Raw genomic sequence first — 12,145 nt, forward strand, 5'->3', positions numbered from 1 at the left:
TCACTACAAGAGGATTCCAGCATGACAGACGACAAGAGCAAGGCCGGCGGCCCGGACCGCGACCGCATCAACGTCAACGAAGACTACGAACTTCAATACTGGACCAAGGCCCTGGGTGTCTCAGCGGACGAGCTGCGTGAAGCCGTTAAGGCAGTGGGGCCGACGGCCGCCGCGGTTCGGCAACACTTGGGCAAGTAGGCCGCCGCCATGTCCTTGGTCGAATACCGCCGCAAGCGCCGCTTTGATCAGACCAAGGAACCGGAGCCCGGCAAGGCGTTGCCAGCCGGGCAGCGGGCCATTTTTGTCGTCCAGCTCCACCACGCCAGCCGACGCCATTACGACTTCCGGCTGCAGGTGGGCGACGCCCTCAAGAGTTGGGCCGTCCCCAAGGGGCCCAGCTACGATCCCAAGGTCAAGCGGATGGCCGTGGAGGTCGAGGATCACCCCGTGGACTACGCTTCCTTTGAGGGCGAGATTCCCAAGGGCGAATACGGAGGCGGTCACGTGGCGCAGTTCGATCACGGCGTCTGGGCCACGAACGGCGACCCGGAAGCCCAGCTCGCAAAAGGGCACCTGCGCTTTGAGCTCTTCGGCACCAAGCTCAAAGGCGGCTGGCATTTGGTCCGCTCCGGCAAGCCCGCACGCCAGCCGCAGTGGCTGTTGTTCAAGGAGGACGATGCATTTGCAGGCGATCTGGAGGCAGACGATCTCCTGGCCGATGTGACAGCCGCACCTGCCGAAGATCTCAAGCGAGCGGGGGCGGGCAAGAGCGACAAAAAGAAGCTGACCGCTGTTCCGGCCAAGCGACCCCGCAAAAAGGACTGGGCGAAGAAGGCGTTGGCGTTGCCTGGTGCAGTGGTAGCAGAGCCTCCCGATGGGCCGTTCGAGCCTCAACTGGCCAAGCTCGGCGACGCGCCCCCGAAGGGGGAGCAGTGGGTGCATGAGATCAAATGGGATGGCTACCGCATCCTCGCAACGATCAACGACGGCGAGGTGCGCTTATGGTCCCGCAACGCCTTGGAGTGGACGGACAAGATTCCTGAAATCCGTGACGCCGTGGCCGCTTTAGGATTGAAGTCGGGGGCGCTGGACGGCGAGCTCATCGCCGGCAGCGGCACAAAGGAAGACTTCAACCTCCTTCAGGCCACCTTGTCCGGGGAGCGGCAAGGCACCCTGGCCTATGCGATGTTCGATTTGCTCCACATCGATGGGGTCGACATCGCCAATGCGCCCTTGCTGGACCGCAAGGCCCTCCTGCAGGCGCTATTGGAAGGATCTACCGGTCACTTGGCCTACAGTTCCCACATCGAGGGCGACGGCGAATCGGCGTATCAGCTAGCAGGCCAGCGCCATTTTGAAGGCATCATTTCCAAGCGGGCAGATCGGGCCTATCACGGAGGCCGAAGCGAGGACTGGAAGAAGACCAAGCAGCTGGCCAGCGACGAGTTCGCTGTAGTCGGTTACACGGCGCCCAAAGGCAGCCGCACGGGCTTCGGTTCTCTCCTGCTGGCCAAGCCCGACCCAAAGCATGGGTGGCTCTACGTGGGCCGCGTGGGCTCTGGATTTTCCGATGTCCTTATCAAAGATCTGACCCAACTTATCGGGCGAGCGGGTGGGAAGACCCCCACGGCCCACGTGCCCACGCAGGAGACGGACCTCCGGTCGGCGACCTGGTTCGCGCCCCGGTTCGTGGTGGAGGTGTTCTACCGCGGCGTCGGGGGGCAGCAACTCCTCCGTCAGCCCTCCCTCAAGGCGGTGAGGCGCGATAAAGACGTGGCCGACTTGATGGACTCGGACAGGGCTGGGGGGAGCACAGACGCTGGGAAAGGGACGAAATCAAACGCGGCTGGCAAAGCGAGCAAGAGCGCCCGGCGGCCAGCAGCGGCAACGGCCGGCGAGCCCCCGCACGCTACTAAGCTCTCCAGCCCCACCAAGGTGATATTCCCGGACATCAAGGCCACCAAGCAGGATGTCTGGGACTACTACACAGCAGTCATGGACCACCTGCTGCCCGAAATCATCGGCCGACCGTTGTCTATCATCCGTTGCCCCAGTGGAACCAGGAAACCGTGTTTCTTTCAGAAGCACCACACCGCAGGACTGGAGCTCGTGGACTCGGTTCGGCTCAAGGAGGACAGTGGCATCAACGCGCACTACCTGGTCGTGAGGGACGCGCCCAGCCTGCTGGAGCTGGTGCAGTTCAACGCGCTGGAGTTCCACCCGTGGGGCAGCCACGCAGAGGCGCCGGATCGGGCCGATCGGGTCGTCTTCGATCTCGACCCGGGCCCAGAGGTTCCGTTCTCCGAGGTCAAGAAGGCAGCGGTGGACATTCGCAAGCTCCTTGCGCAGCTGGAACTGGAGTCGTTCCTGCGCGTCTCCGGCGGCAAAGGACTGCATGTGGTGGTGCCGTTGAACCCCGGGTGCGACTGGGACCTGACCAAGCGCTTCGCCAAAGGGTTTGCAGAGGCGCTGGCCCAATCTGAGCCGACTCGGTTCCTGGCGACCTCAACCAAGAGCCTGCGGAACAAGCGCATCTTTGTGGACTACCTTCGAAACGGGCGGGGGGCGACGGCGGTCGCTTCTTATTCCCTGCGCGGCCGGCCAGGTGCTCCGGTGGCCCTGCCGCTCGCCTGGAGCGAGCTTGCCAAGTTGAACCGTGCAGATGCCTTCACCATGAAGGACGTGCCAGCGCGGTTGAGGCGTCGCCGCAAGGACCCTTGGGCGGACATCAACACGATCCAGCAAAACCTTGCCCGGTGGGCACAGGAAGATTGATCCACCGCGGCGCATCTGCAGATTTATGGAGACACCAATATGCGACGAACCATCCTCTGTGCTACCGCAGCGCTTGCTCTTTCAGCCTGTGGTGGCGGCAACACCGAATCCAGTGTGCGCGCCCCTGGCGCCGAGGAGACGGCAAAAACCAAGGCCTTGGACGCTGGGGCTGCCATCCTGCAGGACCGACCGCCGATCGACGCCATCAACGCCTACCTGGATGGCTTCCATTTCTACAATGGCCAAATGAGCGTCCAGATGGAGGCCCATCACTACTGCTCCATCCTCAACGAAGATGTCATTCAATGCACGATCTACGACGGCAACGTAAAGGACGCCAAGCTGATGGGTGTCGAATACATCATCAGTGAAGCGTTGTTTGCCGGCCTACCCGAGCAGGAAAAAGCGCTCTGGCACAGCCACGTCCAGGAAGTGAAATCCGGGCAGCTGATCGCGCCGGGTATCCCTGAGGTTGCCGAGCAGGAACTCATGGAGAAGCTCATCCGGACCTATGGAAAGACGTGGCACACGTGGCACACGGACTTGGACAAGGACCTACCGCGAGGCATGCCGCAGTTGATGATGGGCTTCACGGCCGATGGTCAGGCGGATCCTGCCATGGTGGCCGCTCGAGATAGCCGGCTCGGCGTAAGTAGCGACGAGAAGCGCAAACAACGTGCCGAGATTGCGGCGCCCGCAATTGCTCCAGGCGCAGATGCTTGGCAAAAGGGGACGGTGATCCAGATCGAGGATCCGGCTGGTGGCCATCTTCACGGCCGGGAGAGGAAAGCCAGTGAGGTGGTGGTCCCGGACCAAAACGCGACATCCAAAGGGTCGGACACAAAGCAATAGCGGTGCTTTCTCTGGCTCTGCCCGAGAAGACATCCAGTTGGGCTAAAACGGCTGATTGGCCGCAATGCTCGCCATTACCTGACGTGTGGAGTGCACGGTGACTCCCCCGGTGTGGCGGAGGACGTTGAGGGCGGCCGATCGTCGGTGGGGCAGGGACGCGGTGGCGTCCGAGACGACGACGGATGGCAACTCGCGCGAGTTTGCATCCAATGCGGTGGCGAGCACACACGAGTCGAGCGCCATGCCAACGAGGACCAGCTGGCCCACGTCGAGCTTCGCGAGGAGGACGGCCAATGGTGTGGCGAGGAAGGCGGAGTGCTTGGGCTTCAGGACGGTGTAGTGATCCGGGCCTGAGAACAGCAGTTTGGCGATCTGACCGGGCGCGCCATCTTCATGTCGGCAAACCTCGGCGAGCTGGTGGAAGCCGCACTTCCAGTCGCCAAAATTGTCGTTAGCGTAGATCACCGGCCAGTCTTTTTCGTCAAAGGCCTCCCGAATCCGTCGGACCTTCCGCGCCGCTTGGAGCGCTAGGGGGGCCAGTTGTGGTCCGTCTGGGAAGTCGAAGCGTGAGAAGAGGTCGATGATGAGAAGGGCGGGGCGGGCCATCTCAATCCCCGGTCTGAGAGTGAGGGGCCTCCAACGCTTTGGACTGGGGCGAATCCTTTTGGCGCAGGAAGATCGACAGGATCACCAGGGCAAGGACGGCCAAGAACTCGCTCTGCCAGTTCTGCATCGACTCGAACCAGAAGTCGCTGCTGAAAAGGTGCTCGGTGAAGGTGGGAGGCAGGAGCCCGCTCAGCCGATCCTCGGCCGATTTGGCCTCCCAGCTGCCCACCGCATGAAGCGAAAAAGAAACGAAGAAGAGGGCGAAGAACGCGATTGCCAAGGAGTGGCTGTAAAGGGCTTTCCAGAGCCCGCCCTTGAGCACGGGAAGAGGGGTGGGGCCGGGTTCGATACGGGTCTCCTCTTCCTCAGGGTCCAGTGGCCTGGACTCGGCAGAGCCCTGCTGGCGGAGGCGGACGGTCAGCAGCACATACATCCCCATTTGGAGGAACTCGCTTTCCCAGTTCTCAAACGTGGCGCTGATGAAGTGGCCCGACGACAAGTAGCTCCACAGCCCGATGGAGGCGACCCCATGCTGGTTAAGTTCCTCGTTGTAAACGTGCCACCCGGTCAGGGCCTGGGCCGCTAGGAACACGGCCATCAGGCCAAAGAGCACCAACGATAGACCGTTTCGACGCCACATCTTTCCGCTCCTAGAAAAGACGGGCCCGAAGGCCCGCCAGAACTTACTTCGACTTGGCCGCGCTCTGGTTGCCTCCTTGCTCAGCGAGCAAGGTGAGCTTCTCGTCCGTGGCCTTTTCTTCTTCCAGCGTCTCCAGCAGGTAGGGCAGGGCGTCCTTGTAGCCCAGCTGCTTGGCCAAGGCGGCAATCGTGCCGTAGGACGCGATTTCGTAGTGCTCGACCTTCTGGGCACCACCAATGAGGGCGGCGTCGCGCACCGGGCCCTTTTCGATTTCTTCAATGACTTCCTTGCCTTCTTCAACCAGGCCTTCCATGGCGGCGCACTTGATGCGCTTGAGGCGAATGCCGAGCACCTCCACCACCTGATCGATGCGTTCGATCTGGCCCTGGGTCTCTTCCAAATGCGTTTCAAACGCAGCGGCCAAGTCCGGGTTCTCTGCGGCGCGGGCCAGGCGGGGAAGGGCCTTGGTCAGCTGCTTCTCGGCGCTGTAGATATCCGACAGCTCGTGCACAAACAGTTCTTCTGCGGTCTTGATTGCCATGCAAGGCACCTTCGTTCAGGGGATCGGATACCTACCATGCGCCTGCCTTGGAGCAAGAAGCGTGAAGGTTTGTGCTCAGGTGGAAGTGCGTCGTCACCCGGGAATCGGGACGCCACTCAAGCGGCTTTCCTCCACTGCGTTGATGAGGGAGGTGATGGGGTAGGGTTTGGAGAAGAAGGGCGCCCAACGGTGGTCAGCGGGGAGCTCTGAAGGATTGGAAGCGGAGGCAAAGACGTAGGGCACCCTTGCTGTGCGCAGCTCGTCTGCGACCTCCTTTGCATTCCCTCCGAAAATCCCCCAGTCGAGCACTGCGGCAGCCAGGGCACCTCTCCCGATGCGGACCTTTGCATCCCTTACGGTTCGCACGAGGTGCACATCATAGCCAGCCATGACGAGGACTTCTTTGAGAAGCGGAGCCAAGTCCAAGTCATCTTCGAGCACTAGAAGGTTGCCGTGGACTGCGGGATAGGCGTGGATGGAAGACATGGGAGCGTTACGAATGGGTTCTCTGGACCCTAAGCCTCAACGCGTGATCGGGATCTCAAGAAGCCGTCCCGAGCGTGGGCGGCACCGCCGTCCGGAAGGCCCGATCGGCCTTTGCCAGTGTTGGCACCTCCCTGGGGCGGCTCCGGTCCCTAGCAAAGACCACAGCGCAAATGCCGCGTTCAGTTCGCTCGCAAACGCTAGTGATATGGACGCGCAGGGCCTCTCGCCGATTGTAGGCGCGTCAGAGGCCGGTAATGGGCGGGACCTTCGGAAGGTCAGAGGGCTGCGAACGGCTCACAGCCAGCCCCCAAGGTAGGGCCGTCAGGGCGCGGGAATGGGCCCGCTGAACCCAGTGGGGAACCTATCCATGAAGTCAACGAACGTTTGCCCGGCAACAGCCTGCCGGGAAGCGCAGTTGGGACACTCGACCACGGTGCCGCCGTCGGGGAGGTTCACCAGAGTGGGCGGACAGGTGCCCATGAAGTTCTGGCCGCAGTGGGTGCATTGAGCATACAACCAGTGCACCTTGACCGCTTCCGGTCCGGAAGCCGTCAGGCCGTTGCAATCCACCTCAAATAAATAAAAGGAACCGATATTCGGCATGTCGAACTCCTGTCGTCCCAACAAGAGAAATGGCGCTGAAAAGCTCACACGGGGATAAAATCACGACCTAATCAGAGGCCGCACGGTCGACTGGATCCTCAGGACTATCCTAAACCCATCTTCACGCTGGGTCCAAGTTTACCGCCGCAGTATGGCGCTATGGACATGCCTCTAACGTGCACCACGGGTGTCACCATTACTCTTTATCAGGAAGAGGGCAGCTGTGCGCTGGATATTGGAGAGTTGCCGAATACCGCGCCCAACGACGACGAGTTGCTGTGGGTCGATCTCTGCGGGACCAGCGACGCGGACGTGGAGCGGGTCTGGCAGGCCTTGGGTTTGGAGCATGGGGCGTTGCCGACAGGTCCAATCTCGACCAACCCTAAGCTTGAGAAGTTTGCTAACCATTTCATGGCTCGGGTGGTTGCGGTGCTGCCCGGTCAGAACCTGAACTTTAAGGGCGCGGTCCTGACTATCGTCGCGGGGGATAACTTTGTCGTAACGCACCACGTGGACGACATTGATTTCTTGGCGGACATGCGAGTCCGTGAGCCGGAGACCGTTTGCGACATCGGTTGCCTAGGCGAAGCGAGTTTCGTGGCTGCCCTGCTGGATTGGCACCTTTCGACCTATTTTTCCGCAGTAGCGCTGTTTGAGGTCGAGATCGAGCGCCTGGAGAGCCGCATCTTGTCCGATAAGCCGCCGGGCCGGTCGGCGTTGCCTCAGCTGTGCGCGCTTCGGGGTGCCGCCTCGCGCTTGCGGCGGATGCTTGCACCGCATCGGGTGGTCTTCGACGGGCTCTCCCGGCCGGACTTCGTGCCCGACGGGGCCGAAGAAGTGGCCCGGCATCTAAGCGAGCTGGACGACCGCTACGAACGAGCGTTGGACGTGGTGGAAAACGCCCGGGAGCTGGTTGTGGGCAGTTTCCAGCTCTTCAGCACCCAGACCGAACTCCAAACGAACGAGCGCATGAAGCTGCTGACCTTTGTTACTGTTGTAACAGGTCTGTTGGCGGTCATCGCCGGCGCCTTGGGCATGAACTTCGACGCGAACTTCTTTAGCCTGAAAACCGAGGGCTTCTGGATCGCAGTGGCGGCGATGGTAGGGCTTGGGCTCATGTCCATTGTTGTTGGCCGCAGACGAGGGTGGTTGTAGTAATACTCCGTAGGAAATATGGGCGACCTCGGCCCTCACGCTCCCTGGGGTCGGAATGGAGATGGGAGCGCCTAGACAGCGCTGGACGTCACGCGAGGGGGTCGGGCCTTGAGTCGATGGCACGCAACGTCGCCGGTCCCCTGCCTTCGCCGCCAGAGGAAGCAAGCTACTATCGGGCTCATCCTGGCGGCACGGGACCGGTTCGCTGCCGTCGACGCCAAGCCAAGACTTGGCCTATGACCGCCGTGAGCAGCAGCAGGGCATTGGTCACGACAAACACGGTCGAACCCAAGAGCGCACTGTAGATCGTGAACAAGGTTGACGCGGTCATCTGACCGACAAACAGCCACTTGGAGACGGTTTCGGGGTGGGGCGACTGCCACTGTTTGATCATCTGCCGGACCAGCGTGGCGATGAGCACGACGGTTGCGGCCCAGCCAAGAACATCAGGATGCATGACCGTTCATCCCACCCTTTGGTCGGAAACCGTCGGCTCGACTTGGTCGCCTGTCCGGCGCTTGTGCGGCTCCTCAATAATTTGCTTGTTGAGAATGCGAACCTCACCCACCATCAGTAGCCGCATGTCGCGCACGATGTAATCGGCCAGCGCATCGTCAGTGATGTCGTCCCCGGGAATGTCCAAGCGGAAGCCTTGGCCTTGGATGCCCCCGCCGTTGCTGAAATCGATCTCGAAGTCAAAGCAGACCCGCTTTTCCATGTTGTTTTCCTTAGTTAGGCAACTAGTTCGATGCCAAGGGCGGCCCCGGGTGGTCGGCACACCGCCGGTTGCAGGAGCGAGCTGCTCCGGCGGTTCCAGACATCCTATCGCCATGTTTAACATGATCGGGAGCCGCCCACTCGAGCGATGTGAACGTCGACGACAAAGGACCCGTTGTTCTTCGCGGGCTAGGGCCATGGTTTTGTGGCGAAGCGACGGTAGGAAGCGGGTTGGCTCCAGACACAACGTCATCGTCTTCACGCCATGGGTATTGAAGGGAGACGGCACGCGGTGCAGACTGGCCTCCAGCCGGTGCAGCCGGCGGTGACAGCTTTACCAGGTCAGAGAGGCAGAAAGGTGGCGGTTGCAGATGCTCCAGACGCGTTTCACAGCGTAACGCTGTCCGTTGATGGGGCAACGTATACTGCTGACCTTTGGAGGGCCAATGGTTCTCAATGGCGACTGCTCGCAGTAGAAGTCCACGGGTTGCCTCCCGTGCAACCCGCTCGAAAAGATTATCCTTCTTGCCAGTCGTCCCTTGAAGCCGCTGAGCGGATCGCTCAGGATGTTTTGAGCGATGCTCCAGCCATCCAGGCGTTCGCCCAGCACAAGGAACGCCGGAGGACTTGAAGGCCGCAGAGCAGTTCTAGGAGTGCCATGGTTGCCCAAGTGACTGGCAGCCGAGGCTGGTATCCGACGCCGGTCGCACCTGGGCGGGCTGACGTGCTCCCAAGCAGCGCTGAAGGATGGCTCGCGTGATGTCAGGGGAAGCCGCTGCTGCCTAACTTCTCTCTCGTTTCCTGCGGTCGTAGAGCTTCATGTCCGCCCTGTTGATGGTGTCTGCCACCGATTCCAAGGGCCGCCCGATCGCGCAACCGCCCGAGAAGCAGATCGGAGCTTCGCCAGCACGTTCTTGGTAGACCTGCTCCAATACTTGGAGACGGCGCATCGTTGCGCCTGGCACGAACACCAGGAACTCATCGCCCCCGAGTCGGACCACTGCCTCTTCGCCCTCGAGTGGAGCCGAGAGAAACGCGACGAAGTCCACCAGGACTTTGTCGCCGCGCGCGTGCCCTTGGGTGTCATTGACCTCTTTGAAGTGGTCCAAATCGAACACCAAGCATCCCCAGCCGTCGAGCTGCCGGGTGGCCAATTCACTTAGGTAGCGGCGGTTGAAGGCGCGCGTGAGTGGGTCACGGGTTGCCAAGTCATGAAGTTGCTTTTCCTGGATGTGCTGCGTGGTGATGTCTTGGGCATGTCCGAGCACGTAGGGCGGATCGGCCTCGGTGTCCAGCACGTTGTGATAAGCCCAGACCCTGCGAGAACCGTCGTGTGCCACCAGTTCCATTGTCCCCGAGTCGCTGGCGTTCTCCGCGATGCGCTTCAGGTAGTCCTCAAACGAGGCACGTTTTTCTTTCGGGATCACCTCTACTAGGCGTCGGCCAATCAACGCGCCTTCGGGCATGCCCAGCGAGTGCGACGCGGCAGGATTAACCGAGGTGATGGTCCCGTCGAGCGAGTGCGTGCAGATGAGGCCCAGGCTGTGCTGGAACAGCCGCCGGTAACGTGCCTCACTGCGACCCAGGGCTTCCAGCGCAGTCCGCTGCTCGGTAACGTCTTGGATGGCTCCTATCAAGCGTCCGCCGCCTTCCGTGTCCTCCCGCTGACCCACGACATGCACCCAGATGCGCTCTCCGGTGGCCTTGCTGGAGGGCAGGATCAAATCCATCGGGGTCCCAAGCCGCGTGCATTCGGTCAAGGCCGACTCCAGGCGTTGGCGGGCCGGGGTCGAGTAAAACGCCACCGCCGCGTCGAAAGAGGGTTTTGCATCTTCTGCCACGCCGTGAATAAGGTGAGTCTCCTTGGTCCATTTCAGCGCATTGGTCGCCAGTGAAAGCTCCCAGCCCCCCACCTTCGCCAATGAGTTGGTGCGCTCCAAGAAGAGCTGGCTCCGCTGAAGTCGGCGTTGCAGCGCATGGGCTTCTGTGACCCGCTCGAGCAACCTGGCCCGCTGCTGCATACCCACCGCAGCGGCTTGGGCCAGGCAAGTCAAGGCTTCGGCGTTCGCTTCGGAGATTTTTCCCGGCTCAGGGCAGATAGGCACAGCGTCCCTACGCTCTCGCCTTTTGCGCTAATGGGGGCGCCGACATAGTGCCGGACGAACGGCGGCCCCACGACTAAGGGGTTGTTCGCGAACCGGGGGTTCTCGATGGCGTCCTCGACCTCGAACAGCACGTCGGACTGGACCGCCCAAGTGCAAAAAGAGATGGCCCTCGGGGGTTCCTGCACGCCCGACAGTCCCGTTTCCGATTTGAACCATTGCCTGTCTCCGTCGACCAACGAGATGAGGGCGATGGGCATCCCTGTCATCGTTCGAGCGGCTTGGGTCAGTGCATCAAAGAAAGGCTCCGGATCGGAGTCCAGGATTCGCAGGGAATTGAGCGTGGAAAGGCGTTCCGCCTCGATCATCGCTTTGGTCCTCATGAGATCAGTTCTCACTCAGCCAAAGCTTACGATCCTTCGGGGCCCAACGAAGTGAACGGCGCGTGCGGACCATTCAGGATCGGTGACCCGACCGCCCGTCGCCATGACCAATCCCAGGCGAAGCGGACCCCGGATTGGCGCGTTGGCAACCCATGTGAGCCCGTCCACGCCTCAATCATTAGAGCTTCGACCCAAAAAGCTGCGCGCCGATCAGTCCTCAATCCGCCCGCCTCTCTTGAAAAAGCAAGATTTCTTTCCGAACGCTTGCGATTCCCTCGCTAAAAGCACGCTTGTAGCTGTCCGAGTATTCACCTAGGCCCACCGGTCCTTGACCGTCTGTCCCTTCCTCGTAGATGTCCAGCGCCGCGAGTAGGCTCGTGGGATCGGTGTGGGTGGCAATGGAGAGTCGCAACGAGACCTCCAGCGCCTTCAAGTGTGCCAAGGTGATCTCGAGCTGTCCTTCGATGCCGCGAATACGCTCCTGGATAAGATGCAGGTTTGAAAGATCCATCGTCCTTAACCAAGTGTTGTTGTTTCTATGGTAGCAGCGGGTAACGGCTGAGAGCCTGCCTTCTGTCCTTGGCCTTTGACCACCGCGTCATCGCCTGCAGCATCGTCGCCAAAAAACGGGGGCTGAGGCAGCCGCGCTAACGGTAATACGCTTGCTTCGTTCGGGGCCACCGATCAAAACGTTTGCCCTTTCTAGGTCAATAAGGAGCGGGTCGCACGGAACTCAACGTCGTGGTTCCCCATCACGGGGTTGACGTTTGAATGAACCGAACTTAAAGTTCCATGACGAGCGCGAAGGGCGGCAGGGGGTCGCCAGCTGTTTGCATGCTCTTGTCAGTGAATGTTGTTGTGCTACGCCTCGTGGTGATTCAACGGCGAATTAGCGGCGCTTCTTTAGTGGTGGTCGCGCTGTGCTGAGGGAATGGTGGAATGCACGAATGGACGCCTCGGCGTCCATTCTTGTATCCAGCCGTAGTCGCCCACGCGCTCTTGCACCGTTTCACCGCCCACGGCTCTTCGCCCCTACGGCGGTTGGAAGCCTAGAATGACTCAGTGGGTTGCGACTCGATCCTGCGCTTATTCGTTAGGTTTTCAAAGACCCGCGCGCAGGAGGGAACTTTGCCGATGCCTGGCTTGTGCTGCGGTGGCCCATCAGAATCGTCCCTGAGGAGCCAGCCAAGCGTGCGCGGCTTCAGGGACGATTCCCCGATGGTGGGCAGCGATCCCTCGCCTTGGCAGGGCCGCAATCTTGGAGCGGTGCTCGTTGGCCTTTGCA

The 12,145-nt window shown here is 61.1% G+C and carries 14 protein-coding genes; 4 read left to right on the top strand and 10 right to left on the bottom strand.

The features are described from left to right. Nucleotides 1-21 precede the first annotated feature (21 nt). Genes PDM28_RS04575 through PDM28_RS04585 form a run of 3 tightly spaced genes read left to right on the top strand, consistent with a single transcriptional unit; the run spans nt 22 to nt 3,627 of the window. Entirely contained in the window at nt 22-198 is a 177-nt protein-coding gene (locus tag PDM28_RS04575; RefSeq protein ID WP_311183945.1) for a DUF3606 domain-containing protein, read from the top strand. Nucleotides 199-207: 9 nt separating this feature from the next. Further along, nucleotides 208-2,775 (top strand): DNA ligase D, encoded by a 2,568-nt coding sequence (gene ligD, locus PDM28_RS04580; protein ID WP_311183946.1) that lies wholly within the window; start codon nt 208-210, stop codon nt 2,773-2,775. A 39-nt stretch (nt 2,776-2,814) separates the two neighbouring features. Further along, entirely contained in the window at nt 2,815-3,627 is an 813-nt protein-coding gene (locus PDM28_RS04585; protein ID WP_311183947.1) for an OBAP family protein, read from the top strand. A gap of 42 nt (nt 3,628-3,669) precedes the next feature. Here the strand turns inward: PDM28_RS04585 and PDM28_RS04590 are convergent, their stop codons facing one another. From PDM28_RS04590 to PDM28_RS04610, 5 genes are all read right to left on the bottom strand, one after another. Further along, on the bottom strand, nt 3,670-4,233 hold the full coding sequence (locus PDM28_RS04590) for a cysteine hydrolase family protein (protein WP_311183948.1): 564 nt from the start codon (nt 4,231-4,233) through the stop codon (nt 3,670-3,672). 1 nt (nt 4,234) lies between these two features. Beyond that, nucleotides 4,235-4,873: a DUF6766 family protein gene (locus PDM28_RS04595; RefSeq protein ID WP_311183949.1), complete on the bottom strand. Its 639-nt coding sequence runs from the start codon at nt 4,871-4,873 to the stop codon at nt 4,235-4,237. Between the two features lie 43 nt (nt 4,874-4,916). Further along, nucleotides 4,917-5,414 carry a YciE/YciF ferroxidase family protein gene (locus PDM28_RS04600; protein WP_070206328.1) on the bottom strand — a complete coding sequence of 166 codons (498 nt, stop codon included), beginning with the start codon at nt 5,412-5,414 and terminating at the stop codon, nt 4,917-4,919. A 93-nt stretch (nt 5,415-5,507) separates the two neighbouring features. Continuing rightward, a complete protein-coding gene (locus tag PDM28_RS04605) occupies nt 5,508-5,900 on the bottom strand; it encodes a response regulator (protein ID WP_311183950.1) in 393 nt (130 codons plus the stop codon). A gap of 321 nt (nt 5,901-6,221) precedes the next feature. Next, nucleotides 6,222-6,503, bottom strand: coding sequence for a hypothetical protein (locus PDM28_RS04610; protein WP_311183951.1), 282 nt, complete (start codon nt 6,501-6,503; stop codon nt 6,222-6,224). A gap of 159 nt (nt 6,504-6,662) precedes the next feature. Here PDM28_RS04610 and PDM28_RS04615 point away from each other — a divergent pair, with 159 nt between their 5' ends. Continuing rightward, a complete protein-coding gene (locus PDM28_RS04615) occupies nt 6,663-7,658 on the top strand; it encodes a magnesium transporter CorA family protein (RefSeq protein ID WP_311183952.1) in 996 nt (331 codons plus the stop codon). A 178-nt stretch (nt 7,659-7,836) separates the two neighbouring features. On the opposite strand, the gene PDM28_RS04620 is transcribed toward PDM28_RS04615, so the two are convergent. From PDM28_RS04620 to PDM28_RS04640, 5 genes are all read right to left on the bottom strand, one after another. Next, nucleotides 7,837-8,115, bottom strand: coding sequence for a hypothetical protein (locus PDM28_RS04620; RefSeq protein WP_311183953.1), 279 nt, complete (start codon nt 8,113-8,115; stop codon nt 7,837-7,839). A 6-nt stretch (nt 8,116-8,121) separates the two neighbouring features. Further along, nucleotides 8,122-8,376 carry a cyclase gene (locus PDM28_RS04625; RefSeq protein WP_311183954.1) on the bottom strand — a complete coding sequence of 85 codons (255 nt, stop codon included), beginning with the start codon at nt 8,374-8,376 and terminating at the stop codon, nt 8,122-8,124. A gap of 781 nt (nt 8,377-9,157) precedes the next feature. Beyond that, nucleotides 9,158-10,315 (bottom strand): sensor domain-containing diguanylate cyclase, encoded by a 1,158-nt coding sequence (locus tag PDM28_RS04630; protein WP_311183955.1) that lies wholly within the window; start codon nt 10,313-10,315, stop codon nt 9,158-9,160. A gap of 110 nt (nt 10,316-10,425) precedes the next feature. Continuing rightward, nucleotides 10,426-10,845, bottom strand: coding sequence for a GAF domain-containing protein (locus PDM28_RS04635; protein ID WP_311183956.1), 420 nt, complete (start codon nt 10,843-10,845; stop codon nt 10,426-10,428). 232 nt (nt 10,846-11,077) lie between these two features. Then, the gene (locus PDM28_RS04640) at nt 11,078-11,371 is read right to left on the bottom strand and encodes a hypothetical protein (RefSeq protein WP_311183957.1); all 294 of its coding nucleotides are present in this window, start codon (nt 11,369-11,371) and stop codon (nt 11,078-11,080) included. Nucleotides 11,372-12,145: the final 774 nt, after the last annotated feature.

Origin of the sequence: Stenotrophomonas aracearum (assembly GCF_031834615.1) — a bacterium.
In the GTDB taxonomy this organism is placed as follows: domain Bacteria; phylum Pseudomonadota; class Gammaproteobacteria; order Xanthomonadales; family Xanthomonadaceae; genus Stenotrophomonas; species Stenotrophomonas aracearum.

Excerpts from the sequence above, each read along its gene's own strand:
- PDM28_RS04615 (WP_311183952.1), top strand. The coding sequence starts at position 6,663 with ATGGACATGCCTCTAACGTGCACCACGGGTGTCACCATTACTCTTTAT.
- PDM28_RS04575 (WP_311183945.1), top strand. The coding sequence starts at position 22 with ATGACAGACGACAAGAGCAAGGCCGGCGGCCCGGACCGCGACCGCATC.
- PDM28_RS04595 (WP_311183949.1), bottom strand. The coding sequence starts at position 4,873 with ATGTGGCGTCGAAACGGTCTATCGTTGGTGCTCTTTGGCCTGATGGCC.
- PDM28_RS04590 (WP_311183948.1), bottom strand. The coding sequence starts at position 4,233 with ATGGCCCGCCCCGCCCTTCTCATCATCGACCTCTTCTCACGCTTCGAC.
- PDM28_RS04610 (WP_311183951.1), bottom strand. The coding sequence starts at position 6,503 with ATGCCGAATATCGGTTCCTTTTATTTATTTGAGGTGGATTGCAACGGC.
- PDM28_RS04640 (WP_311183957.1), bottom strand. The coding sequence starts at position 11,371 with ATGGATCTTTCAAACCTGCATCTTATCCAGGAGCGTATTCGCGGCATC.
- PDM28_RS04585 (WP_311183947.1), top strand. The coding sequence starts at position 2,815 with ATGCGACGAACCATCCTCTGTGCTACCGCAGCGCTTGCTCTTTCAGCC.
- PDM28_RS04605 (WP_311183950.1), bottom strand. The coding sequence starts at position 5,900 with ATGTCTTCCATCCACGCCTATCCCGCAGTCCACGGCAACCTTCTAGTG.
- PDM28_RS04635 (WP_311183956.1), bottom strand. The coding sequence starts at position 10,845 with ATGATCGAGGCGGAACGCCTTTCCACGCTCAATTCCCTGCGAATCCTG.
- ligD (WP_311183946.1), top strand. The coding sequence starts at position 208 with ATGTCCTTGGTCGAATACCGCCGCAAGCGCCGCTTTGATCAGACCAAG.
- PDM28_RS04600 (WP_070206328.1), bottom strand. The coding sequence starts at position 5,414 with ATGGCAATCAAGACCGCAGAAGAACTGTTTGTGCACGAGCTGTCGGAT.
- PDM28_RS04620 (WP_311183953.1), bottom strand. The coding sequence starts at position 8,115 with ATGCATCCTGATGTTCTTGGCTGGGCCGCAACCGTCGTGCTCATCGCC.
- PDM28_RS04625 (WP_311183954.1), bottom strand. The coding sequence starts at position 8,376 with ATGGAAAAGCGGGTCTGCTTTGACTTCGAGATCGATTTCAGCAACGGC.